The following is a 24977-nucleotide window of genomic DNA, read 5'->3' as shown; positions in this document are numbered from 1 at the left end:
GCAAAAAATGAGGGCGTCTTCGGGCGCCCTTTCTTTTTATGTCGTTGAGACACAAGCCGTTTATCGCCCTGCAAGATTGTTGCTGCTAAACAGCGAGCAAATGCCGAAGGAGATTCCCTAAATGAGCCGTTCCTGCCTTGCCGTCATTCTCGCTGCGGGCGACAGCACGCGGATGAAGTCATCGATGTCGAAAGTGCTGCATCCGGTCGCAAACCGCCCGATGATCGCGCATGTGATGGCGGCTATCGCTTCGGCGGGAATGACGAATGCGGCGCTGGTCGTCGGCCGCGATGCCGAAAAGGTCGCCAAGGCCGGCTCGCTCGACGGGGTTTCGGTGAAGAGCTTTCTGCAGACCGAGCGGCTCGGAACCGGCCATGCGGTGCTTGCCGCCCGTGAGGCGATTGCTGAAGGTTTCGACGATGTTCTCGTCGCCTATGGAGACGTGCCGCTGATCACAGCCGCCCCCTTTGTTGCCGCGCGTGAAAAACTGGCGGAGGGCGCCGATGTCGTCGTCATCGGTTTTCATACCGACAAGCCGTTCGGCTACGGCCGGTTGCTGGTCGAGAACGGCGAACTCGTCGCCATCCGCGAAGAAAAGGATGCGACGGACGAGGAGCGCAAGGTCACCTGGTGCAATAGCGGTCTGATGGCAATCAAGGGGCAGAAGGCGCTTTCGCTGCTCGACAAGATCGGCAACAACAATGCCAAGGGCGAATATTACCTCACCGACCTCGTCGAGATCGCCCGTGCCGAAGGTGGCAAGGTGGTCGCGGTCGATGCGCCGGAAACGGAACTCACCGGCTGCAACAACCGCGCCGAACTGGCGGTCATCGAAAAACTCTGGCAGGAGCGCCGCCGTCACGAGCTGATGGTCTCCGGCGTTTCGATGATTGCACCGGAAACCGTGTTCCTCTCCTTCGATACGCAGATCGGCCAGGACGCGCTGATCGAGCCGAATGTCATCTTCGGTCCCGGGGTGACGATCGATGGCGGTGCGGTGATCCACGCCTTCTCGCATATCGAGGGCGCCCATGTGAGCGCCGGCGCAACCGTCGGCCCGTTCGCGCGGCTTCGTCCGGGCGCTGATCTGGCCGAAGGTTCCAAGGTCGGCAATTTCTGCGAGGTAAAGAACGGCAAGGTGGGTGAGGGTGCCAAGGTCAACCATCTCACCTATATCGGCGATGCCATAGTCGGCGCCCATGCCAATATCGGCGCCGGTACGATCACCTGCAACTATGACGGCGTGAACAAGCACCAGACGGTAATCGGCGCAAACAGTTTTGTCGGTTCCAATTCATCACTCGTGGCACCCGTCTCGATTGGTGACGGCGCTTATGTTGCGTCGGGTAGCGTGATTACCGAAGACGTTCCGGCAGACGCCCTGGCGCTGGGGCGGGCGAGACAGGAAGTAAAGCCCGAGCGGGCAAAGGTCATCCGCGAACGGGCGCTGGCGATCAAGGCCGCCAAGAAGGCCGGGAAATAGGGCCAGGAACGAAGAGTTGCGGCGCATTACGCGCCGATACCGAAAGTGACGAATGCGGCGATTGCGCAAGTGCAGCAATCGTCTAGGACTTGCGTCCAGCTGATTTATCGAAAGGTTTTTTGCATGTGCGGAATTGTTGGGATCGTTGGTCGAGAGCCGGTGGCTGCGCGTCTGGTGGATGCGCTGCGCAGGCTTGAATATCGCGGTTATGATTCCGCCGGTGTTGCGACGATCCATGAGGGCAGGCTCGACCGTCGTCGCGCGGAAGGCAAGCTGTTCAATCTGGAAAAGAAGCTCGATGGCGAACCGCTGCCGGGGACGATCGGTATCGCACATACGCGCTGGGCGACCCATGGCGTGCCGAACGAGGTGAATGCCCACCCGCATTTCGTCGACGGTGTGGCGGTCGTCCATAACGGAATTATCGAGAATTTTTCCGAGCTGAAGGACGAGTTGATCGCGGACGGCGCGATCTTCACCAGCCAGACGGATACGGAAGTCGTTGCTCACCTGCTCGCCAAATACACGCGCGAAGGCATGGGGCATCGCGAGGCGATGCTCGCCATGCTCAACCGCGTCTCCGGCGCCTATGCTCTCGTCGTGATGTTTCAGGACGATCCGGGCACGATCCTGTCGGCCCGTTTCGGACCGCCGCTGGCGATCGGTCACGGCAAGGGCGAAATGTTCCTCGGCTCGGATGCGATCGCGCTGTCGCCGTTCACCAACGAGATCACCTATCTGGTCGATGGCGACTGCGCCATCATCACCCATGACCGTCTCGAGGTGATGGATTACCAGGGCCGTCCGGTCAGCCGCAAAAGCCAGATTTCCCAGGCGACTGCCTTCATGGTCGACAAGGGCAATCATCGGCATTTCATGGAGAAGGAAATCTACGAGCAGCCGGAGATCATTTCCCATGCGCTCGGCCATTACATCGATTTCGCCAACCACACGGTGAAGTCCACGGATAAGGCGATCGACTTCTCAAAACTGTCGGGCCTTGCGATTTCCGCCTGCGGCACGGCCTATCTCGCCGGCCTCGTCGGCAAATACTGGTTCGAGCGTTATGCCCGACTGCCGGTCGAGATCGACGTGGCATCAGAGTTCCGCTATCGCGAACTGCCGCTGTCGCCGACGCAGGCCGCACTGTTCATCTCGCAATCGGGCGAAACGGCCGACACGCTTGCCTCGCTGCGCTATTGCAAAGATGAGGGGCTGAAGATCGGCGCGATCGTCAATGTGCGCGAATCGACGATTGCGCGGGAATCCGATGCGATCTTCCCGATCCTCGCAGGCCCCGAAATCGGTGTTGCCTCGACCAAGGCATTCACCTGCCAGCTGGCCGTGCTCGCCAGCCTTTCAATTGCCGCCGGTCGTGCACGGGGCACCGTCTCCGAGGCCGAAGAAAAGGCGATGGTCAAACATCTCGCCGAGATGCCACGGATCATGAGCAAGGTGCTGAACGAGATCCAGCCGGTGATCGAAACTTTGTCGCGCGATCTGTCGCGTTTCAAGGACGTGCTTTATCTTGGCCGCGGAACCAGTTTTCCGCTTGCCATGGAAGGCGCTCTGAAGCTCAAGGAAATTTCCTATATCCATGCCGAAGGGTATGCGGCCGGTGAGTTGAAGCATGGGCCGATCGCGCTGATCGACGAGCATATGCCTGTCATCGTCATTGCCCCGCATGACCGGTTCTTCGAAAAGACGGTATCGAACATGCAGGAAGTGGCGGCCCGCGGCGGCAAGATCATCTTCATCACCGACGAGAAGGGGGCGGCTGCCTCCAAGCTCGAAACCATGGCGACGATCACGCTGCCGAATGTCGACGAGATTATCGCGCCGATGATATTCTCGCTGCCGATCCAGTTACTCGCCTATCACACGGCCGTGTTCATGGGCACCGATGTGGACCAGCCGCGGAACCTTGCCAAGTCCGTCACAGTTGAGTGATGTCGGTGATTTAAGGGTTTCCTTGCATCGCAGCAAACCATCCTGCATTGTCGCGTCATATCGATGCGGCAATGCCCAATCATGATTCGGGCCGAAATTTCCTAGGAAGATCAGATGAGTGAAAGCCCCGAGCGCATTTCGATGGCGGGTCGGCTCAGGAATAATTTCCTTACCGGTCTGATCATCTGCGCGCCGCTGGCGATTACCGTCTGGTTGACCTTCACCTTCATCGATTGGGCCGACAGCTGGGTGACGCCCTATCTGCCGCAGCGCTACAACCCGCAATATTATTTCGACGTGACGATCCCCGGCACCGGACTGCTCATCGCCGTCCTGTTCATCACCATCGTCGGTTTTCTCGGCAAGAACCTGATCGGCCGATCGATCGTCAATTTCGGTGAGTCGATCCTGCATCGCATGCCGCTGATCCGCAGTGTCTACAAGAGCATCAAGCAGATCTTCGAGACCGTCCTGCGCGAACAGTCCACCTCGTTCAAGAAATGCGGACTGATCGAGTTTCCAAGCCCCGGCATGTGGGCGCTGGTGTTCATCGCGGGCGACGCACAAGGTGAAATCGCGGCGAAGCTGAACGAGAGTGGCGAAGAGATGGTCGCGGTGTTCATGCCGCCAACACCGGTTCCGACCGCAGGCTTCCTCATGTTCGTGCCGAAAAGCAAGATCATCATGCTCGACATGACGCCGGAAGAGGGCGCCAAGTTGCTGATTTCCGGCGGCCTGATCGCGCCGGATTATAGTCCGGGCGGAGCTGTGGTTCCGGCATTGCCTGCGCCGCGCAAGAAGGCAGCAAAGGCGCGCCGCAAGGGTGGCGAAGAAACCACCGTTATCCCGCCCGCAGAAACCTGATCGCCTCGTCGCGACGGTGCAGATACAGCAGCACCCGCACAGCCTCACCGCGTTCGCTGGTCAGGTCCGGGTCGCGATCGAGCAGATAGGTCGCGTCCTTGCGGGCGATTTCCAGAAGATCGGCATGGGCCGCCAGGCTGGCAATGCGGAAACCCGGCGTGCCGGATTGGCGGGTGCCGAGAAGCTCACCTTCGCCACGCAGTTTCAGATCTTCTTCCGCAATCAGGAAGCCGTCCTCGCTGTCGCGGAGGATCGATAGCCGCGCATGGCCGGTTTCGCTTAACGGTCCCTTGTAGAGCAGAATGCAGGTCGACGCCTCGTCGCCACGGCCGACCCGGCCGCGCAGCTGATGCAACTGGGCAAGGCCGAAACGTTCTGCATGTTCGATCACCATGATCGTCGCATCCGGCACGTCGACGCCGACTTCCACGACTGTGGTGGCGACCAGCATGCGGATTTCGCCATTCTTGAAGGCGGCCATCACCGCGTCCTTTTCCGGACCCGCCATTCGCCCATGCACGAGGCCGACATTTTTCGCGCCGAGTTCTCGGGCAAGGACTGCGTGACGTTCTTCCGCCGACATCAGTTCGGAGACGTCGGATTCTTCGACCAGCGGGCAGATCCAGTAGGCCTTCTTGCCCTCGGCTATGGCGCCTTTTAGTCGGCTAACGATGTCGCCGATGCGCTCGGTTGGAACGGTGACGGTCTGGATCGGTTTGCGGCCGGCGGGCTTTTCGGTGAGTTTGGAAACGTCCATATCGCCAAAGGCGGCAAGCACCAGCGTGCGCGGGATTGGCGTTGCGGTCATCACCAGCATATGCGGAGAAATGCCCTTGGCGGTGAGGCGCAGGCGCTGGTGGACGCCGAAACGATGCTGTTCATCGACCACCGCCATCATCAGGTTGGCGTAGCTCACCGTATCCTGAAACAGCGCATGGGTGCCGATGACGATCTGGGCTTCGCCCGACGCGATGCGATCAACGATCGCGTCGCGTTCGCGGCCCTTTGTGCGGCCGGTCAGGAGTTCGACACTGACGCCGGCGGCGCCTGCGAGTTTCGAGATGGTCGAAAAATGCTGTCGGGCGAGGATTTCAGTCGGGGCCATCAGAACTGCCTGGCCGCCGGCCTCGATGGCGGCCGCCATGGAGAGTAGCGCCACCAGCGTCTTGCCGGCACCGACATCGCCCTGTAGCAGGCGCAGCATCCGGTCTTCGCCGGCCATGTCTTTGGTTATGTCCTCAATTGCGGCCTTCTGGCTGGGTGTCAACGAGAAGGGCAGGGCCGAGACGATGCTTGCGGCGAGATCGCCCTTAACCCGGATCGGTTGACCTGGCACCTTGCGGATCTTCTGGCGCACCAGCGCCAGCGAGACCTGACCGGCCAAAAACTCGTCATAGGCGAGCCTGCGCCTCGAAGAGGCGTTCGGGTCGATATCCTTTTCGTCTTCCGGGTGGTGCAGATTGCGGAAGGCTTCGCTGACCGATGGAAAGTTCTGCTTCTGTGTCAGTGGCGCATCGGCCCATTCGGGAAATTCCGGCAGGCGTTCTACTGCACCCTCGATGACCTTGCGCAATGTCTTCGGCGACAGGCCTGCGGTCAGCGGATAGACGGGTTCGACAAGGGCCAGGTTCTGCGCTTCGGAGACCTTCACCATGAAATCCGGGTGGACCATGGAGGCGCGGCCGTTGAACCAGTCGACCTTGCCGCTGACCATGACCTGTTCGTCTATGGGCAGTGACTTCGACAGCCAGTCGCCCTTGGCACGGAAAAAGGTGAGCGCCAGTTCGCCCGTGTCATCGTGCAGGAATACCCGGTAGGGCTGGTTGGTGCCGCGCGCCGGCGGCTGGTGGCGGTCGACACGTCCCTCGATGGTGACGATCGACCCTTGAGGCGCCAGCGCGATGCCGGGGCGGTTGCGCCGGTCGATCAGCGAGAAGGGCGCGTGGAAAAGAAGATCGACGACACGGCAGTCTTCGGCGTCCTCGCGGCCGGTCACTTTCGCGATCAGGTCGGCGATCTTGGGGCCGACACCGGGCAGCGACGAGGCGGAAGCGAAGAGGGGATCGAGTATGGCTGGGCGCATGGTCGGTTAAATGGGGCAAGTTTTGGCCATTTGGCAAGGTGACGAGCGCGCATTTTGATCCTATATGAACGGCAAAACAGGGATTTGCACATGACCGGATTGGCACGCACGAGCGCCGACCTCGACCCGCGCCGCAGGCGTATTCTCTATCGCTGCTGGCATCGCGGCATTCGCGAGATGGATCTCGTCTTCGGCTCGTTTGCCGAGGCGGAGATCGCAAAACTTTCGGATGAGGAACTCGACGAGTTCGAAGCCATCATGGGTGAGGATGATCATGATCTCCATGCCTGGATTACCGGTGCGCAGCCGCTGCCTGCGGACCGCGACACGCCGCTGTTTGCCCGGGTGGCCGCATACAAGCCGGACTTTTCTCCCGTTACCGAAGCCTCGCTGAAAGAGAAACTCGGCCAATGATTTCCGGATTCGACGCGAAGAAGATTGCAGCGGCCTCGACGCCACTGACGGTCGGCAATGTGCCGCCCGGCATGGAGCCGATGGTTCTTGCCGAATTGGCCCGCTCCGGCCAGTCGGTGGCTTATGTGCTTTCCGACGGCCAGCGCATGCCCGATCTGGAGCAGATGCTCTCCTTCGTCGCACCGGAAATTCCCGTCCTGACCCTGCCTGCCTGGGATTGCCTTCCCTATGACCGCGTTTCTCCGAGTGCGGATGTCTCTGCGCGGAGACTGTCAGCGCTTTCGGGGCTGATCGCGCATGCCAAGAAGCCGCATCCTTCGATCGTGCTCGTCACCGTCAATGCGATGCTGCAGAAGATCGCGCCGGCGGAAATCATCGAAAGCCTCGCCTTTTCGGCCAAGCCCGGCAACCAGATCCGCATGGACGACATCGCCGCCCGTCTGGAGCGCAACGGTTTCGATCGTGTTTCTACCGTGCGTGAAGTCGGCGAATTCGCTGTGCGCGGCGGTATTCTCGATGTCTTCGTGCCGGGTACCGAAGAGCCGGTACGGCTGGATTTCTTCGGCGATACGCTGGAAAGCATCCGGAGCTTCGATCCGGCCAGCCAGCGCACGACGGGGCAGGCGCGGTCGCTCGATCTCAACCCGATGAGCGAAGTGACGCTGACGCCGGACACGATCAGTCGTTTCCGCACGAATTATCTGTCGCTGTTCGGCGCCGCCACACGCGACGACGCGCTTTATCAGGCCGTCTCCGAAGGACGCCGTTATGCGGGCATGGAGCACTGGCTGCCGCTGTTTTACGAGAAGCTGGAGACGGCTTTCGACTACCTTGCAGGGTTCCGCATCGTTACCGACCATACGGCGCGTGAGGCGGCGGCGGAACGTTCCAAGCTGGTCATCGATTATTTCGAGGCGCGGCGCGATCAGGGATCTCAGGGCAAGGGTGCTGCGGCACATTCCACGCCCTACAAGCCGGTTTCGCCCGGTCAGCTTTATCTCGACGGCAAGGCGTTTGCCTCGGCACTGGACGAGACGGCTGCGCTGCGGCTGACGCCGTTCAACGAGATGGATGCCTCGGGTCGCCCGGTGGTGACACTCGATGCGCATACCGGTCCGCGCTGGGCGAAAAGCCAGGCGGAAGCGAGCTCGGAAACGCAGGATCGGGATGAGCGCGTCAATGTGTTTGATCTCGTCGTCAAGCATATCGCAGACAAGCGGGCCGAAGGCACCAAGGTTCTCGTCACCGGCTGGTCTGCCGGTTCGCTCGACCGTCTGCTGCAGGTGCTCGACGAGCGCGGGTTGAAGCGGATCAAGCAGATCGACAAGCTGGCCGATCTGGACAAACTGGACAAGGGCGAGGCGGCGTCTGCCGTGATGAGCCTTGAGGCCGGTTTCGAGACGGGCAATATTGCCGTCATCGGCGAGCAGGACATTCTCGGCGACCGTATGGTTCGCCGCGGCAAGCGGCGCAAGCGCGGAGCGGATTTCCTCACCGAAGTGGCGGGCCTCGACGAAGGTTCGCTCGTCGTGCATGCCGAGCATGGTATCGGCAAGTTCGTCGGACTGATCACCATCGAGGCGGCCGGTGCGCCGCGTGCCTGCCTCGAACTGCATTATGCCGACCAGGCAAAACTGTTCCTGCCGGTCGAAAACATCGATCTTCTGTCGCGTTACGGTTCGGATGCGGCGGAAGCCAATCTCGACCGTCTCGGCGGTGGCGCTTGGCAGGCCCGCAAGGCGAAGCTGAAGAAGCGCCTGCTCGACATGGCGGGTGATCTGATCCGCATCGCTGCGACCCGCATGGTGCGCAAGGCGCCGGTTCTGGCGACGCCGGAAGGGCTCTATGACGAGTTCGCCGCCCGTTTCCCCTATGATGAGACGGAAGATCAGGAAAACGCCATCGAATCGGTGCGCGAGGATTTGGCTGCCGGCCGTCCGATGGATCGCCTCGTTTGCGGCGATGTCGGTTTCGGCAAGACGGAAGTGGCTTTGCGTGCGGCCTTCTTCGCTGCCATGAACGGGGCGCAGGTGGCGGTGGTCGTGCCGACCACGCTTCTCGCCCGCCAGCATTTCAAGACATTCTCCGAACGGTTCCGCGGCCTGCCGATCAGGATCGCGCAGGCCTCCCGTCTGGTGTCGACCAAGGAGCTGGCGCAGACTAAGAAGGATCTGGCTGAAGGCAAGGTGGATATCGTCGTCGGTACCCATGCGCTGCTTGGCACCGGCATCCAGTTCGCCAATCTCTCACTTCTCATTATCGATGAGGAGCAGCACTTTGGCGTGAAGCATAAGGAGCGGCTGAAGGATCTGAAGACCGACGTCCACGTGCTGACGCTGTCGGCGACGCCGATCCCGCGGACGTTGCAGCTTGCCATGACCGGTGTTCGCGAACTGTCGCTGATCACCACGCCGCCTGTCGACCGCATGGCGGTGCGCACCTTCATCTCGCCGTTCGACCCGCTGGTCATTCGCGAGACTTTGATGCGCGAGCATTATCGCGGCGGCCAGAGTTTTTATGTCTGCCCGAGATTGGCGGATCTCGCCGATATCCAGGCCTTCCTTCAGTCCGATGTACCGGAATTGAAGGTGGCTGTCGCCCATGGCCAGATGGCTGCGGGCGAACTGGAAGACATCATGAATGCCTTCTATGACGGCAAATATGACGTGCTTCTGTCGACGACGATCGTCGAATCCGGTCTCGACGTGCCGACGGCCAATACGCTGATCGTCCATCGCGCCGACATGTTCGGTCTCGCTCAGCTCTACCAGCTGCGTGGCCGTGTCGGCCGCTCGAAGGTGAGGGCGTTCGCGCTGTTCACGCTGCCGGTCAACAAGACGCTGACGCAGATGGCGGATCGCCGCCTCAAGGTTCTGCAGTCGCTCGATACGCTTGGCGCGGGTTTCCAGCTGGCGAGCCACGACCTCGATATTCGCGGCGCGGGCAATCTCTTGGGCGAGGAACAGTCCGGCCATATCAAGGAAGTCGGTTTCGAGCTTTACCAGCAGATGCTGGAGGAAGCGGTGGCCGAGGTGAAGGGTGAGGACGAGATCGTCGATACCGGCTGGTCGCCGCAGATTTCCGTCGGCATCACCACGATGATCCCGGAAAATTACGTTCCGGATCTGCATCTGCGCATGGGGCTTTATCGTCGTCTCGGCGAGGTGCAGGAACTGTCGGAAATCGACGGTTTTGGCGCGGAGATGGTGGACCGGTTCGGACCGATGCCGCCCGAGGTGCAGAACCTGCTCAAGGTCGTCTACATCAAGTCGCTGTGCCGCAAGGCCAATGTCGAGAAGGTCGATGCCGGTCCGAAGGGCGTTGTCATCGCTTTCCGCGACAAGCAGTTCCCCAACCCGGCCAATCTCGTCGGCTATATCGCCAAGCAGGGATCGCTCGCCAAGATCAGGCCGGACCAGAGCATCTTCCTCAACCGCGACCTGCCGACGCCGATGAAGCGCCTGGCCGCCGCCGCCCAGATCATGACCCAGTTTGCGGAGCTGGCGAAGGGGTGAGCCTGTGCCGGGGCTGAAGAGGTCTGCCCCGGTATGAACACTATACTCCCTTGGCGATCCTCGTTTTTCCTCTCGAGGGTCAGCTCGAAGAGGCTTTAACGGACGGGGCGCTGAAAGCTGCCTCGTAAGTTAGTTTATAGGTGACACCTCTCAGCGCCCCGTTCGGCAGTTTTTATCCGCGACTCCGGTCTCTCTGCCGTTGCCTTGCCGGATGATGTTCGTCTGGCTCGATGGAAAACGGGCGAAACGACTTATCGCCAACCCTCCATGTCGCCGCCGCCGGGTTTCCCGCTTTCACGAGCGGACTTGAACGCCCGGCGAAACCATCCTTGAGGCTACCATGTGTGCCGCACAGGCACGTCCGACGCGCCGTTCGGGCATCAGAAGCGGCAGGCCGGTCCGAAAACCTTGCCGCTTCCCCCGTGTCGCCGGAGGGAGACCATTTTCCGCGGACCCCGATGGTGACGGTTCACGTCGTCCCTTCACCACCAGCGCCGATCCCGTCTCGCCGGCACGCCTGCCGGTGTATCCGTGACGGAACGGGGAGATTGTAGGCATGGGGCGATAGAGCGGGGATGGAAAAATGACTAAGTGACTGAAATACCGTGAAGCCGGGCCGGGATCATCCCCGGCCTCTTGTCAGGACTTCTTGTCTCTGCCATCCGGCGCAATCATTGCGGCGGCCTGAGCGTTGGGGGCAACGGCGGGCGGAAGCGGCGTGCCGCGGACTTTCTCGCGCATCAGGGTCAAAAGACCAGAGCCGACGATCAGGACGATACCGATGACCATGGCTAGATCGATATGATCGCCGAAGACGAGATAGCCGAAGATCACCGCCCAGATCATCTGACTGTATTGGGTCGGTCCGATCATAGTGGCAGGGGCGTGATTTGCCGCACACATGAGAAGGATGGCGGCGAGCGCTGCGAGCAGGCCGTAACCGGCGAGCCAGACCCATTGTATCGCGGTCGGAGCCATAAAGCCGGGGATGGCAAGGGCGCCGCAGACGACCAGCGTTCCGAGCACGCCTGCACCATAAAGCGATATATTCTTTTCCGACGGTCCCATGGCGCGGAAAACGACGATCGAGATGGCACCGCTCAATCCGCCGAAGACGGCGCCGAGATGGCCGATCGACAGTTCACGGAAGCCTGGACGAAGGACGACCATGACGCCGATAAAGCCGATGACGACGGCGGCCCAACGTTTTACGCCAACCTTCTCCTTCAAAAAGATCACCGACATGATGGTGACGAAGGAAGGAAGCAGGAAGATCAGCGCAAAGGCTTCCGCCATCGAAAGATGGGTGAATGCGGTGACGCTGCCGATCGTGCCGCCAGCTTGTGCCACAAAGCGCAGGAACCAGAGCGGTCGGTTGGTCGTATTGAAGATATCGGCCCAGCGATCACCCTTCTTCATGATGAAGGGCAGGCCTATCAGGCAGAACGCCGCTCCTAGGAATGACGACTGATAGGGGCTGAGTTGCCCCTCGATCAGCTTGACGCTGGCGTCGCTGAAGGCATAGGCGGCGAAGGCGGCAAAGGCGAGGAGGACACCCTTGAGGGTCTGATCTTTCTGCACGAACGTGTCTTTCTCGAAAATCAGATCATGCCCTTGCGGGCTTCGGCCTTGAGTCTTGCGATGTCGCGGAACGCGTCTGCAAGCACGTCGGGTGTCTGGGCGCCGCTGACGGCATATTGCCCGTCCATGATAAAGAAAGGAACGCCATTGACGCCCATCTTCTGGGCTGCATCGATTTCGCCGAGAATGAGATCCCTGTCTGCATCGGACGCCAGAAGGTTTTCGATGAGCTTGCGGTTCATGCTGCAGCTTTCGGCGATTTCGGCAAGAACCGTGTGGTCACCGACATTTTTTCCGTCTTCGAAATTCGCCTTGAAGAGCGCGGTGACGACGCGGTCCTGGATTTCGCGGCTTTCAAGCGAGGCCCAATGGATCAGGCGATGGGCATCGAGCGTATTCGGTCCGATTTTGATCGCGTCGAAATCGTAACGGATGCCGACTTCCAGGCCGAGCTTGGTGAGCATCTCATGGCCGCGGGCGACCGCTTCCGCGCCGCCGAGTTTTGCTTCGAGATAGGCCTTCTGGTCGACGCCTTCCGGCGGGATGTCCGGGTTCAGCCGGTAGGGGCGCCAGTTGATGTCGATGCCGACTTCGCCTTGCACTTCGGCGATGGCGAGTTCGAGCCTTGCCTTGCCCAGATAACACCAGGGGCAGACGACATCCGAGACGAGGTCGATTGTGACACGCTCCATGGCGCTATCCTCTAAATATGAAAACTTATTGCGCCCGGTTATCCCACCAGGTGTTTAGCTGGTAGCCATAGAGAGGCAGAGTTTCGGGATAGCTTATATGCTTGCGTCGCGCCACCCATTGATTGGGTACGTGATAGAGCGGCACGATATAGTGACCGGAAAGCAGCAGCCGGTCGTAGGCCCGCACCGATGCCTGGAAATCCTCCTTCGAGCGGGCCGTCAGCATGGCCTCGATCAGGCGGTCGATGTCCGGGTCTGCCGTTCCAGCAAAATTGAAGCTGCCCTGAGCGTCGCGCGCAGTCGACCCCCAGCGGCCGATCTGCTCGATACCGGGGGACAGGGAGGACGGATAGGACTTGATGATGACGTCGTAGTCGAAGCTCGACGAGCGGGCCTGATATTGCGAATCATCGACGGTGCGGATGCGCATGGCGATGCCGATCAGCCTGAGACTGCGCTGGTAGGTGATGGCGAGCTTTTCCTGGTCAACGGTCTGCGCCATGACTTCGAAGGAGAGCTGACGGCCGCGCTCATCCGACATCCTGCCGTCCTTGATCGTGTAGCCGCCCATTGCCAGGAGATCGACCGCCTTTTTGAGAATGACGCGGTCAGCGCCGGAGCCGTCGGTTTTCGGCAGGTGATAGGTGCCGTCGAGCATTTCCGGCTCGATTCGGTCTTTCGCAGGCCCGAGGATGTTCAGTTCGCGCTCATCGGCCGGCCTGCCGAGCGAGGAGAGCGGCGAGCCCTGCCAGAAGCTTTCGGTGCGGGTATAGGCATTTTCGAACAGGTTGCGGTTTGCCCATTCGAAATCGAAGACGAGAGAGAGGCCGGCGCGGACATTAACGTCGGAAAAGAGAGCTCTCCGCGTATTGAAGACGAAGCCGAGCATGCCAGTCGGCAGCTGCGGGGTGAACGTGTCCTTGATGACGTCACCGTTATGGGCGGCCGGGAAATCATAGGCGCGCTCCCAGTGGGTGGGGCTGCCTTCGAGGTAGATGTCGACTGCGCCTTTCTTGAAGGCTTCGAACATCGTCGATTCCTGCAGGAAATATTCGACCGAGATCCGGTCGTAATTGTCGAATCCGACCTTGGACGGAATATCCTTTCCCCAGTAATCCGGATTGCGCTCATAAACGATGCGTTCGCCGGGGGCGACGGTCCTGATCAGGTAGGGGCCGGAGCCGATCGGCGGCTTCAGCGTCGACTGGTCGAACGAATCGACGTCGATCGCGTGTTTCGGCAGGATAGGGGTGGAACTTGCAAGGATCAGCGGAAACTCGCGGTCGGCCTTTTCGTTGAAGGTGAAGCGCACGCTGTGCTCTCCGACCTTTTCCATTTTTGAAATCCGGTCGAGCCGCGATGAGAAGGGGACGCGACCCTTGTCGCGCAGCACTTCGAGCGAGAAGATCACATCATCCGGCGTTACCGGCTGGCCGTCCGACCAGCGGGCCTTGGGGTTCAGGTTGAACTGGATGAATGTGCGCTGATCGTCCCATTCGACCGATTCCGCCAGCAAGCCGTAAAGCGTAAAGGGTTCGTTGCCCGAGCGGGTCATCAGCGTTTCGTAAATCAGGTTGCCGAAAGCCGGATCCCAGATGCCGCGGGCCGTGGTGCGGATGCTCTTCAAGTTGAACGGATTGAGGCTGTCATAGGTGCCGACCACGCCATAACGAACCGAACCGCCCTTCTTTACCTCGGGGTTGACGTAGTCAAAATGGCGATAGTCTGCGGGCAGGCTCGGCGCGCCGTGCATGGCAATACCGTGAACCGGGGCTGCTGCCAGCGGAAGCGGCAAAAAGACCGCAATCAACAATATAAGATAGTGCCGCATAAGAACCCCGATAGGTATCGCCGATTCGCCGCAAAATAGACCAGTCTTGCCCTACGACCAACCTCGTGCATTCCATAAAACAGCGGTGTTTACCGCTTACGCGTGTTCAAAAATCACGGCGGGGGCTGGATATCGGAGCGGCCGCGATGTAACAGAGGCACAAGAGATGGGGTCATTCAAAAGCCTCATTTGAACCTCAGGTGACACATCAGAACGACGCCCCGAGGGATTGAAGGCTTTGCCGCGTCCTAGGGTTTTCAGGAGACGGATCTCGTTATGAATCTTAAGGCTACCAAAGTTCTGCGGACGGCTATGTCCGCTCTGGCTCTTACCGTTGGCACGGCTGCCATGCCGTTCGCGGCATCGGCCCAGCAGGCCGCAGCACCGGCGGCGCCTGGCGCTCCTCCGCTCGGTTGGTTCAAGACCTGCTCCAAGCAGGACGACGCCGACCTCTGCGTCGTGCAGAACGTCATCCTTGCACAGAACGGCCAGCTGATCACCGCTGTCGGCCTGATCACGCTTGAAGGCAAGGTCAACCGCAAGATCCTTCAGGTGTCTGTACCGACTGCGCGTCTCGTTCCTCCTGGCGTCGTCATGCAGATCGATGGCGGCAAGGGCCAGAAGCTCGACTACACCGTCTGCCTGCCGGACAAGTGCACGGCTGAAGTTCCGCTGACCGACGCCATGATCGCCAGCCTGAAGAAGGGCAACGAGGTTGTCTTCACCTCGATGAACTTCCGTCGCGCTCCGAACCCGATCAAGGTTTCGCTGGGTGGCTTTACCGGCGCTTTCGACGGCCCGGCAATCACCCAGTCGCAGCTGGCTGAAAGCCAGCGTTCGCTGGAAGAAGGCATGCAGAAGAAGGCTGAAGAAGCCCGCAAGAAGCTGGAAGAAGCTCAGTCTGCTGCCAAGCAGGGTCAGTAAGATCTTTCTGCCAGACGATTTTAAAAGAAAGGGCGCTCCTTCGGGGCGCCCTTTCTTTTTGTGCTGATGCTGCTCCCTTTTCGTGGGGAGCCGTGAACAGCAAAAGACCGCGACGCCATCAGCGCCGCGGTCTTTTCAATTGTCGGTGTGTCCTAAAGTCGCTCCGTTCGTCCGGAAAGGCGAGCCGAGCTTGTTCAGACCTTGGGATTGTGCGGGTGGAACAGCTTGCCCTTTTCGCCGATCAGCACGAAGGCGAGACCGATAATCGAGACGGCGAAAAAGCCCGCGACCATAGGCAGTGCCGTATCGTTGAAGGACTGGCCGATCATTGCACCGATTGCAGCGCCGCCGACGGTTCCCATGAAGCCGAGCACCGACGATGCCGTACCGGCGACATGTCCCAAGGGTTCCATTGCCAGCGAGTTGAAGTTCGATGCGATCCAGCCGAACTGGAACATGGTGAGCGCGAAAAGCAGCAGGAACAGAGGGAAGGGCATGGGCTGCGGGCCGAGAATCTGGATGAGAAGCCAGATCAATGTGGTGGTGATGAAGCCGATCAGCGCGCCATGCGACAGGCGGCGCATGCCGAAGCGCCCGACAAGCCGAGAATTGAGGAATGCCGACAGGGACATGAACACCGCGACGGCTGCAAATGCCACGGGGAACCAGACGCCAAGACCGTAGATCTGATTGTAGACCTGCTCTGCGGAGTTGATGAATCCGAACAGGGCGCCCAGGATGAACGTGCTTGCGAGCGTGTAGCAGAGCGCCACCCGGTTGGTCAGCACGATGATGAAGCCGGCCAGCACGGATGAAGCGGTGAACGGGCGCACATCATCCTCATGCAGCGTTTCGGGCAACCGCCTTGCCACCCACCAGGTGACGATAATACCGACCACAGCGATAAACGCAAAGATCAGGTGCCAGTTGCCGAAGAACAGGACGACCTGGCCGGTTCCCGGGGCAATGATGGGGACGATCATGAAGACCATCATGATCAGCGACATGACTTCGGCCATGGCGCGGCCGCCATAGACGTCGCGAACGATGGAAACCGAAATCACGCGTGTGGCGGCCGATCCGAGGCCCTGGATGAAACGAAGGATCAGCAGGCCGGCAAAGCTTGGAATAAAAACGACGGCGATGGCGGAGACGATATAGATCCCGAGACCGGCCAGGAGCGGCTTGCGACGGCCGAAACGGTCGGAAAGCGGCCCGTAGAGCAGTTGTGCGACGCCGAAACCGAACAGGTAGGCCGAGACCACGTATTGGCGGTGATTGGGGTCCGCGACGCCGAGCGATTCGCCGATCTGCTGCAGGCCGGGAAGCATGATGTCGATGGCGAGTGCATTCAGCGCCATCAGCGCCGCCATCATCGCGATGAATTCCGTCTTGCCGACGCCCTGGAGACGGGCCGCCGCCGTTTGTGAAGGATTTGTCACAGTGATTTCCTAAAGAATGGGAAAGGCGCCGTGGGGGACGGCGCCTTCGAGTTTTTCGCGAATAAATCGACTGATCTATCAGGCGGCGCGTACGTTCACACCCTGACCTTCGAAATGGCTCTTGAGTTCACCCGACTGGAACATTTCGCGGACGATGTCGCAGCCGCCGATGAACTCGCCCTTGACGTAAAGCTGCGGGATGGTCGGCCAGTTGGAATAGTCCTTGATGCCCTGGCGGATTTCCGCGTCTGCAAGAACGTTGATGCCCTTGTAGTCGACGCCGAGGTAGTCGAGGATCTGGACGACCTGGCCGGAGAAACCACACTGGGGAAACTGCGGTGTGCCTTTCATGAAAAGCACGACGTCGTTGGTCTTGATTTCGTTGTCGATGAGATCGTTAATGCCGCTCATATCATATCCTTTCACATGCGGTTTCAAGGACCGCTGCGCTGCGCGTTGCCCTTAAATAGCAAGGCAGCCTTATTAATTCCAGCGCTGAATGCCAAACACCAGACGCAAAAGATGCAAACCTAGCGGCTGCGTTGCCTGCTACGGCTGGCCGTCGTCCGGCGTTTGCTGACCTGCTTGCGAGCGGGTTTGGCGTTGCGCGTCGTTGCCGCCTTCCGTTTGGCCGCGCTCGTCGTTGTTGAGGCGGACTTCGCGGCGCGTTTCTTGCGCCTGCTTGCCGTCTTCCCGTGCGACTTGCCGAGCAGTTCCTTCACCAGGCTTTCGACAACGCCGGTGACGATCTGGTTGACGAGGCTGTTCATGACGTCAATCCGCAGGAGCCGATGTTTGAAGCGCGAGCGCGTGCAGCACACCGCCCATATTGCCCTTCAGCGCATCGTAGACCATCTGGTGCTGCTGGACGCGGCTCTTGCCACGGAAGACTTCCGCCACGACTTCGGCGGCATAATGATCACCGTCGCCTGCAAGATCCCTGATGGTGACCTTGGCGCCGGGAATGCCCGCCTTGATCATGTCTTCGATTTCGCCGGGTCGCATGGGCATGCAGTTATGTCCTTCTTGTTTCTCCCGGAATCGTTGCCGGGTGCTTGTCCGTTTGAACACTGCCTCAAACTTTCGGCCCGGTCAAAGCGACAATGCCGGCGAAGATTACTCTTCGCCGGCATTGTCATCAATTCACAGAAGCTTGCGAGGCGATTAAGCCATGAAGGCGTTTAGGCCATGAAGGATGGGAACCACTTTTCGTGGGCTGCGGTCAGGTCGCTGACGGCGACGTTGACGACGCCTTCGACAACCAGTGCTTCACCGCCAACCTTGCCGAGCGTGCGGAACGGAACGCCGGCGCTTTCGGCGCTGGCCTGGACGAAGTTTGCAAGGTCGGCCGAAACCGCGATCACGTAACGGGCCTGGTCTTCGCCGAAAAGAAGCGCGTGCGCCGGTCCCTGCTGGTCTGCGAGGCTGACGGCCATGCCGGTGTTCGACGCCATTGCCATTTCCGCAAGCGCGAGGCCAAGGCCGCCAGAGGAAATGTCGTGGCAGGCGGTGACCTGGGCATTGCGGATGACGGCGCGGACAAATTCACCGTTGCGGCGTTCTGCGATGAGATCGACGGTCGGGGCAGGGCCATCGGTCGAATCCAGAATGTCGCGCAGGTAGATCGACGAGCCGAGATGGCTGCCATCGGTGCCGATCATGATCAGCACGTCGCCATCCTTGGCCGAACCGATACGAGCCATTTTCTGCCAGTCGCCCATCAGGCCAACGCCGGCAATGGTCGGGGTCGGCAGGATCGCGACGCCGTTGGTCTCGTTATAGAGCGAGACGTTGCCGGAGACGATCGGGAAGTCGAGCGCGGTGCAGGCCTCGCCGATGCCCTTGATGGCGCCGACGAGCTGGCCCATGATTTCCGGCTTTTCCGGGTTGCCGAAATTGAGGTTGTCGGTTGCCGCCAGCGGTTCCGCGCCGGTGGCAACGATATTGCGCCAGCATTCGGCGACTGCCTGCTTGCCGCCTTCATACGGATCGGCCTCGACATAACGCGGGGTGACGTCGGAGGAGAATGCAAGCGCCTTCGACGCATGGCCTTCGACGCGCACGACGCCAGCGTCGCCGCCCGGAAGCTGCAGCGAGTTGCCCTGGATCAGCGTGTCGTACTGTTCCCAGACCCAGCGACGGCTGGACTGGTTCGGCGAGCCGACCAGCGTCAGAAGTGCCTCGTTGTAATCGGAAGGCTCTGCGACCTGCGAAGCGGGCAGGGCGTCACGAACGGTGTGCTGGATCCACGGACGATCATATTCCGGTGCCTGGTCGCCGAGATCCTTGATCGGCAGGTCGGCAACGTCTTCGCCCTGATGAATCACGCGGAAGCGCAGGTCGTCGGTCGTCTTGCCGACGATGGCGAAGTCGAGGCCCCACTTGACGAAGATCGCCTTGGCGACTTCTTCCTTGGAGGGCTCGAGAACCATGAGCATGCGCTCCTGGCTTTCCGACAGCATCATTTCATAGGCCGTCATCTGCTCTTCGCGGACCGGCACCTTGTCGAGATAAAGCTCGATGCCGAGGTCGCCCTTGGCGCCCATTTCGACGGCCGAGCAGGTGAGTCCGGCAGCACCCATGTCCTGAATGGCGATGACCGCGCCCGTCTTCATCAGTTCAAGGCAGGCTTCCAGCAGGCACTTTTCGGTGAAGGGGTCGCCGACCTGAACGGTCGGGCGCTTTTCTTCGATAGACTCGTCGAATTCAGCAGAGGCCATCGTGGCGCCACCGACGCCGTCGCGGCCTGTCTTTGCGCCGAGATAAACGACCGGCAGGCCGACGCCCTTGGCTTCTGACAGGAAGATGCCGTCGGACTTGGCAAGGCCGGCTGCAAAGGCGTTGACGAGGATGTTGCCGTTATAGCGCGGATCGAATTCGACTTCGCCGCCGACAGTCGGGACGCCGAAGGAATTGCCGTAACCGCCAACGCCGGCAACGACGCCGGAAACGAGATGCTTGGTCTTGGCGTGGTCAGGAGCGCCGAAGCGCAGGGCGTTCATCGCTGCAATCGGACGCGCGCCCATGGTGAAGACGTCACGCAGAATGCCGCCCACGCCGGTCGCCGCACCCTGATAGGGTTCGATATAGGACGGGTGGTTGTGGCTCTCCATCTTGAAGACGACAACGTCGCCGTCATCGATATCGACGACACCGGCATTTTCGCCCGGTCCCTGGATGACGCGGCGGCCCTTGGTGGGCAGCGTGCGCAGCCATTTCTTGGAAGACTTGTAGGAGCAGTGCTCGTTCCACATGGCAGAGAAGATACCAAGCTCGGTGAAGCTCGGTTCGCGTCCGATCAGATCAAGGATGCGCTGGTACTCATCCGGCTTGAGGCCGTGAGAGGCAATGAGTTCCGGGGTGATCTGGCGGGAATTGGAGATCGTCATCTTTTATCCTGGAATGGCTGCCGGTCGGGGGCTTTTGGCGCCTCTTTAACCTAACTATGGCGCGAGTGCGACAGGAAAATCGGCCCGGCCGGATGAAGGCCGGGGATTGCTACCCGCTATGTTTCAAAATCGCAGAAGGTTGCCTCTAGGCGAGACTGTCATAACCGCCGGAGCCATTGTCCAGCAGGCTTCGCACGATCCTCAGTCCATCATTGACTTCCTGCATGGATCCTGGCGAGGAAAAGCCGATACGGACGCGATGGATTATCTTTTCCGACCTGCCGGCCTTGAATTCCGCCTCGTCGTCAAGCAGCAGGCCGTCCGCATAGGCGGCGTTCTTGAATGTGGCGGAAAGCCAGGGGTCGGGCAGCTTCAGCCAAAGGAAGGGAATGTCGGAATTGGAGTTGAAGTCGTAACCGGCGAGGATTTCGCGGGCCATGGCTTCACGGGCGTTGATCTCCGAGCGACAGAGTTCCCAAATCAGATCTGCTGCGCCGCTGAGCACGAGACGGGCACTCAGTTCGGCAAGCAGGAAGGGCATGCCACCGGTCGTCATCTTGTGGGCGACCCTTACGCGTTGGGCAAGGTGAGGTGGGCAGGCGACCCATCCGCCGCGAATGCCGGCCGATACGGATTTCGACAGGCCGTCGACCACGAAAGTCCGCTCCGGCGCGAGCGTCGCGATCAACGGAATGTCTCCCTTGTCCATGGCGCCGTAGAGATTGTCCTCGATCAGCCAGACATTGTATTTGCGTGCGATGGCAGCGATGGCTTCTCTCCGCTCGAGCGGCATGGTTGCCAAGGTCGGGTTCTGCACCGAGGACATGAAGAAGGCGATCTTCGGATGCTCCTGCACGCAGGCTCGCTCGAAATCGTCGGGCATGACGCCGTGTGTATCCGAATTGACCAGCGATATCCGTCGACCGACGAGGCCGGCGGCGCGGCTTACCTGCGAATAGGTGTGGTGCTCGAAGGCGATCCTGTCGCCCGGATTGGTGAGGACTGCGATGATCGACATGATCCCGGCATGGGCGCCGAGTGTGGGGACAATCGAGTCGGCAGCAGGAACCCAGTCGCCATAGCTCAGCCAGCGAACACCGGCCTGCTGCCAATGATCGGGCGAAGTGCGGGTGTAGCCGGCAACGTCGTGCGGACAGTCGCGCATGATTTCTGATGTTATCTCCGCGATTGTCTCGCTCTGGCCGAGATCGGGAGCGGCTGTGCTGTCGAAACGGATCTTGCCCGACGGCGCCTGCAGCGGCCGTGTGCCGGCAATGCTGATGGAAACGGGATATTGGTCGTTTTGAGGAACATCCTCATCGCGCTTCAGGACGTAGGTGCCGCGTCCGACCTCGCCATTGACCAGCCCACGCTCATGCAGAAGCGAGTAAGCCCGGCTGACCGTGCCGATTGTCACCCCGACATCGTAAGCAAGATTTCGCTGCGGCGGAAGCTTGCTACCTGACGGTAAGTCGCCGGTTTCGATGGCTTTCTCCATCTGGTCGGCCAATCGGGTATAGAGCGGGCCGGAGCCCTCCTGAAGATCTGGGAGCCATTTTGTCATAGTGACAATGATTACATTGCGGTGATTTTTGAGTCAATGTATCCACAATGCAGGCAATGCAACGAAACGCCAACAGGTGCGAAATGCGCAAGTATGACGAATATCTCGTTACAATAGATACAATTTATCCCGATCGCTACGAACGCGAGACCGCCTTCTATGTCGCCAAGGATCTTCTGCCGGAAGCGACCATGACGGTTCGGTTCGGTATCATTGCCGGATTGATCGATGTGCTGAAGAACGCGATGACGCGGCGCTGCGGACGGGCGGCTCTCCTTGATATGGACGAGAGCCAGCTGCGGGATATCGGCGTGACGCGGATTGCAGCCAATCGTGAAGCAGGGAAATCCTGGTTCCTGGGCTGAGAATGCGCGCTTGAATATTCAGTGCAATTGCGAACGCGAAGCCGGTCCCCTCATTCGCGTCAATTGCACCAGGCACCTGTAACAGGTGCAAAGGGCCTGTCCGGCATCCCAACCGCCGGATAGGCCTTTTTTTATGTCAGCAGTTGCTGTTGCCGGCAGCCCAGCGCTTGACGTCGGCACCAACGCGGGTACCGAGCTGTTCGTTCATTATCGGGCCGAAGGCGCTGAGGCGCGCAGGCTTGCCTTCCGCCTGGACGACGAGGAGCGGGCGAATGTCGGACGAGCCCTTGCGGGTCAAGAGGATACGCGGACGTCCCGAGAAGGACGATAGTTCCGGCGCGAAGGCATAGGACTTGAATGCTGCGTCACCGGACTTGAACCAGCAGCGGTTTGCAGCAACGGCAACCTTTTCCATGATGTCCAGTGCCGAAGGGCTGGATTGCACGACGGGTTTTGCCTGGCATGCGGCCAGGACTGCGGCAAGAACGGTTACAGAAATTGCAGTCGAAAAGCGGCAGGCCATCTGCGTGCGTTTCCAAAAATGGCTGATAAAGCAAGCGTCGGCCTTATTTGCCGACACCCGTGTTAGGATCAGGCTGCGATGACGTCCAGCGCCGATGCGAAGATGCCGCGGCCGTCGCTGCCGCCGTGGGCTGCTTCGATGAGGTTTTCCGGATGGGGCATCATGCCGAGAACGTTGCCGCGGGCATTGACGACACCGGCAATATCTTCGATCGCGCCGTTGGGGTTTGTGCCTTCGGCGTAGCGGAAGACGACCTGGCCATTGCCGTTCATCGACTTCAGGGTTTCCTGGTCGACGAAATAATTGCCCTCATGGTGGGCGACCGGGCAGCGGATGATCTGTCCCTTTTCATAGGCGCGGGTGAAGTCCGTCTCGGCATTGACGATCTCGAGCTTCACTTCCTTGCAGACGAATTTCAGTGAGGAATTCATCATCAGGGCGCCGGGCAGGAGGCCTGCCTCAACGAGGATCTGGAAGCCGTTGCAGACGCCGAGAACCTTGACGCCCTTTTCAGCCTTTTCCTTGATCGCCTGCATGACCGGCATGCGGGCAGCGATTGCACCGCAACGCAGGTAATCGCCATAGGAAAAGCCGCCCGGGATGACGATCAGGTCGACGTCATCGGGAATGCTCGTTTCCGTCTGCCAGACGGTGATTGGCGCCTTGCCGGAAATCTTGGTGAGGGCGGCGATCATGTCGCGATCGCGGTTGAGACCTGGGAGCTGGACGACGGCTGACTTCATGGCTGTGGTTCAAACCTTGCTTGGGCTTCCTGGAACTCCCGCAGTTCCAGGCGGTTTTCGATACGGTCGAGGCGCAACTCGTGCCGCGCCAGGGTTGTATTGATGTTGAGAATATCCTGATGCAGCGAGACCATTGTTCCCCGCATCGCATTTATCTCTGCTTTCAACTCTCGCTGGCCTAGCTTGAGGTCACCCAGGTCTACATGTATGCGCTTCATAAGTTCATACATGAGTTCACTGGTGACTTCAGCCATGACACGTACTCCGCAACCTTTAGTCGATTGCGATAGTGTAGTTCTCAATCACAGTGTTCGCCAGAAGCTTTTCGCACATGGCCTTGAGGTCGGCTTCCGCCTTGGCCTTGTCGGCAGTGTCTAGTTCGAGGTCGAAGACCTTACCCTGGCGGGCCTGGTGAACGCCTTCGAAGCCGAGGCTGCCGAGGGCGCCTTCGATGGCCTTGCCCTGGGGGTCGAGAACGCCGTTCTTGAGCGTGACAGTTACGCGTGCCTTGATCACTGCAAAATACCCCTGATTACTTGACCAGAACCGGACCCGTTCCGCGGATCGGTTCGTTTTCATTGATGATGCCCAGACGGCGGGCGACTTCGGAATAGGCTTCAAGAAGGCCGCCGAGATCGCGGCGGAAACGATCCTTGTCCATCTTTTCCTTCGTCTCGATGTCCCAGAGGCGGCAGCTATCGGGGGAAATCTCGTCGGCAAGGATGATGCGCATCATATCGCCCTCGTAAAGGCGACCGCATTCGATCTTGAAATCGACGAGCTGGATGCCAACGCCGAGGAAGAGGCCGGAGAGGAAGTCGTTGACGCGGATGGCAAGCGCCATGATGTCGTCAAGCTCGGCCGGATTGGCCCATCCGAAGGCGGTGATATGTTCTTCGGAGACCATCGGGTCAGCGAGCTGGTCGGACTTGTAATAGAACTCGATGATCGAGCGTGGCAGGACGGTGCCTTCCTCGATGCCAAGGCGCTCCGACAGCGAGCCGGCGGCGACATTGCGCACGACGATCTCGAGCGGGATCATCTCGACTTCCTTGATCAGCTGCTCGCGCATGTTCATCCGGCGGATGAAATGGGTCGGGATGCCGATCTTGTTCAGGTGGGTGAACAGGTATTCGGAAATGCGGTTGTTGAGCACGCCCTTGCCGTCGATGACATCATGCTTCTTCTTGTTGAAGGCGGTTGCGTCATCCTTGAAGAACTGGATCAGCGTGCCTGGCTCGGGACCTTCATAAAGGATCTTGGCCTTGCCCTCGTAAATACGGCGGCGACGATTCATGGTATTCTTATCTCGTTCTAAGGCGGCCGGAGCGGCTGCAATCATATTTGAAGCGGTCCCATATCGGAAAAGTTTCCTTTTCACAATGCAGACGTCCGCTGGCAGGCGATTTGCCCTGTATTCGTCATGCGTAGAATCACTGCCAACATACTATATCGGTTTGACCGTCTTTTTTTCGGCACAGCAGACTTTCCACGGCAGATAGGTTGTCGAACTCCATCTTTCCATAGCGGCTGCAATCGGCTGGTTCCGATCCTGCGTCCTGCGGGTCTCCAGGGCTGCCGATTGCAAAAGGGGGCATGCTCTTATTTAACTAT

At 59.9% G+C, this 24977-nt stretch carries 22 protein-coding genes; 7 read left to right on the top strand and 15 right to left on the bottom strand.

Annotated features, from left to right (window positions below; all coding sequences use genetic code 11):
* Positions 1 to 121 precede the first annotated feature (121 nt).
* The 3 genes from glmU to HNQ72_RS02250 all read left to right on the top strand — a co-directional run bounded on the left by glmU (position 122) and on the right by HNQ72_RS02250 (position 4297).
* Positions 122 to 1483: a bifunctional UDP-N-acetylglucosamine diphosphorylase/glucosamine-1-phosphate N-acetyltransferase GlmU gene (glmU, locus tag HNQ72_RS02260; protein WP_183989379.1), complete on the top strand. Its 1362-nt coding sequence runs from the start codon at positions 122 to 124 to the stop codon at positions 1481 to 1483.
* Between the two features lie 123 nt (positions 1484 to 1606).
* Positions 1607 to 3433, top strand: coding sequence for a glutamine--fructose-6-phosphate transaminase (isomerizing) (glmS, locus tag HNQ72_RS02255; RefSeq protein WP_183989378.1), 1827 nt, complete (start codon positions 1607 to 1609; stop codon positions 3431 to 3433).
* 114 nt (positions 3434 to 3547) lie between these two features.
* Entirely contained in the window at positions 3548 to 4297 is a 750-nt protein-coding gene (locus HNQ72_RS02250; protein WP_183989377.1) for a DUF502 domain-containing protein, read from the top strand.
* Here HNQ72_RS02250 and recG read toward each other — a convergent pair.
* On the bottom strand, positions 4275 to 6380 hold the full coding sequence (recG, locus tag HNQ72_RS02245) for an ATP-dependent DNA helicase RecG (RefSeq protein WP_183989376.1): 2106 nt from the start codon (positions 6378 to 6380) through the stop codon (positions 4275 to 4277). The two genes, HNQ72_RS02250 and recG, sit on opposite strands and share 23 nt — an antisense overlap.
* Before the next feature lie 90 nt (positions 6381 to 6470).
* Here recG and HNQ72_RS02240 point away from each other — a divergent pair, with 90 nt between their 5' ends.
* Positions 6471 to 6794 (top strand): FAD assembly factor SdhE, encoded by a 324-nt coding sequence (locus tag HNQ72_RS02240; RefSeq protein ID WP_183989375.1) that lies wholly within the window; start codon positions 6471 to 6473, stop codon positions 6792 to 6794.
* Entirely contained in the window at positions 6791 to 10309 is a 3519-nt protein-coding gene (mfd, locus tag HNQ72_RS02235; RefSeq protein ID WP_183989374.1) for a transcription-repair coupling factor, read from the top strand. Before HNQ72_RS02240 ends, mfd begins: the two co-directional genes overlap by 4 nt.
* A gap of 639 nt (positions 10310 to 10948) precedes the next feature.
* Here mfd and HNQ72_RS02230 read toward each other — a convergent pair.
* Genes HNQ72_RS02230 through HNQ72_RS02220 form a run of 3 tightly spaced genes read right to left on the bottom strand, consistent with a single transcriptional unit; the run spans position 10949 to position 14413 of the window.
* Positions 10949 to 11890, bottom strand: coding sequence for a DMT family transporter (locus HNQ72_RS02230; RefSeq protein ID WP_183989373.1), 942 nt, complete (start codon positions 11888 to 11890; stop codon positions 10949 to 10951).
* Between the two features lie 20 nt (positions 11891 to 11910).
* Entirely contained in the window at positions 11911 to 12582 is a 672-nt protein-coding gene (locus tag HNQ72_RS02225; RefSeq protein WP_183989372.1) for a DsbA family oxidoreductase, read from the bottom strand.
* A 25-nt stretch (positions 12583 to 12607) separates the two neighbouring features.
* Complete coding sequence (locus HNQ72_RS02220) at positions 12608 to 14413, bottom strand: extracellular solute-binding protein (protein WP_183989371.1); 1806 nt, start codon at positions 14411 to 14413, stop codon at positions 12608 to 12610.
* 276 nt (positions 14414 to 14689) lie between these two features.
* Here HNQ72_RS02220 and HNQ72_RS02215 point away from each other — a divergent pair, with 276 nt between their 5' ends.
* Entirely contained in the window at positions 14690 to 15337 is a 648-nt protein-coding gene (locus HNQ72_RS02215) for an invasion associated locus B family protein (protein WP_183989370.1), read from the top strand.
* Between the two features lie 194 nt (positions 15338 to 15531).
* On the opposite strand, the gene HNQ72_RS02210 is transcribed toward HNQ72_RS02215, so the two are convergent.
* The 6 genes from HNQ72_RS02210 to HNQ72_RS02185 all read right to left on the bottom strand — a co-directional run bounded on the left by HNQ72_RS02210 (position 15532) and on the right by HNQ72_RS02185 (position 21732).
* Positions 15532 to 16713 carry a multidrug effflux MFS transporter gene (locus HNQ72_RS02210; RefSeq protein ID WP_183991231.1) on the bottom strand — a complete coding sequence of 394 codons (1182 nt, stop codon included), beginning with the start codon at positions 16711 to 16713 and terminating at the stop codon, positions 15532 to 15534.
* A 144-nt stretch (positions 16714 to 16857) separates the two neighbouring features.
* Complete coding sequence (gene grxD / locus HNQ72_RS02205) at positions 16858 to 17190, bottom strand: Grx4 family monothiol glutaredoxin (RefSeq protein ID WP_183821628.1); 333 nt, start codon at positions 17188 to 17190, stop codon at positions 16858 to 16860.
* A gap of 119 nt (positions 17191 to 17309) precedes the next feature.
* Complete coding sequence (locus tag HNQ72_RS02200) at positions 17310 to 17549, bottom strand: hypothetical protein (protein WP_183989369.1); 240 nt, start codon at positions 17547 to 17549, stop codon at positions 17310 to 17312.
* A 4-nt stretch (positions 17550 to 17553) separates the two neighbouring features.
* The gene (locus HNQ72_RS02195; RefSeq protein WP_183989368.1) at positions 17554 to 17790 is read right to left on the bottom strand and encodes a BolA/IbaG family iron-sulfur metabolism protein; all 237 of its coding nucleotides are present in this window, start codon (positions 17788 to 17790) and stop codon (positions 17554 to 17556) included.
* A 170-nt stretch (positions 17791 to 17960) separates the two neighbouring features.
* Positions 17961 to 20168, bottom strand: a complete 2208-nt coding sequence (gene purL, locus HNQ72_RS02190) for a phosphoribosylformylglycinamidine synthase subunit PurL (protein WP_183989367.1) — start codon at positions 20166 to 20168, stop codon at positions 17961 to 17963.
* A 145-nt stretch (positions 20169 to 20313) separates the two neighbouring features.
* Complete coding sequence (locus HNQ72_RS02185; protein ID WP_183989366.1) at positions 20314 to 21732, bottom strand: aminotransferase-like domain-containing protein; 1419 nt, start codon at positions 21730 to 21732, stop codon at positions 20314 to 20316.
* An 83-nt stretch (positions 21733 to 21815) separates the two neighbouring features.
* Here HNQ72_RS02185 and HNQ72_RS02180 point away from each other — a divergent pair, with 83 nt between their 5' ends.
* Entirely contained in the window at positions 21816 to 22097 is a 282-nt protein-coding gene (locus HNQ72_RS02180) for a DUF1127 domain-containing protein (protein ID WP_183989365.1), read from the top strand.
* 136 nt (positions 22098 to 22233) lie between these two features.
* Here the strand turns inward: HNQ72_RS02180 and HNQ72_RS02175 are convergent, their stop codons facing one another.
* From HNQ72_RS02175 to purC, 5 genes are all read right to left on the bottom strand, one after another.
* On the bottom strand, positions 22234 to 22620 hold the full coding sequence (locus tag HNQ72_RS02175; RefSeq protein ID WP_183989364.1) for a hypothetical protein: 387 nt from the start codon (positions 22618 to 22620) through the stop codon (positions 22234 to 22236).
* A 68-nt stretch (positions 22621 to 22688) separates the two neighbouring features.
* Entirely contained in the window at positions 22689 to 23363 is a 675-nt protein-coding gene (gene purQ / locus HNQ72_RS02170; protein WP_183989363.1) for a phosphoribosylformylglycinamidine synthase subunit PurQ, read from the bottom strand.
* Positions 23360 to 23617: a hypothetical protein gene (locus tag HNQ72_RS02165; RefSeq protein WP_183989362.1), complete on the bottom strand. Its 258-nt coding sequence runs from the start codon at positions 23615 to 23617 to the stop codon at positions 23360 to 23362. Before HNQ72_RS02165 ends, purQ begins: the two co-directional genes overlap by 4 nt.
* Positions 23618 to 23636: 19 nt before the next feature.
* Positions 23637 to 23879, bottom strand: coding sequence for a phosphoribosylformylglycinamidine synthase subunit PurS (gene purS / locus HNQ72_RS02160; RefSeq protein WP_112459135.1), 243 nt, complete (start codon positions 23877 to 23879; stop codon positions 23637 to 23639).
* 16 nt (positions 23880 to 23895) lie between these two features.
* Complete coding sequence (gene purC, locus HNQ72_RS02155; protein WP_148144299.1) at positions 23896 to 24660, bottom strand: phosphoribosylaminoimidazolesuccinocarboxamide synthase; 765 nt, start codon at positions 24658 to 24660, stop codon at positions 23896 to 23898.
* Between the last annotated feature and the right edge of the window lie 317 nt (positions 24661 to 24977).

Source organism: Aliirhizobium wenxiniae (assembly GCF_014201355.1).
Classification (GTDB): Bacteria; Pseudomonadota; Alphaproteobacteria; order Rhizobiales; family Rhizobiaceae; genus Neorhizobium; species Neorhizobium wenxiniae.
This window is presented reverse-complemented; position numbering and strand designations above follow the sequence as displayed.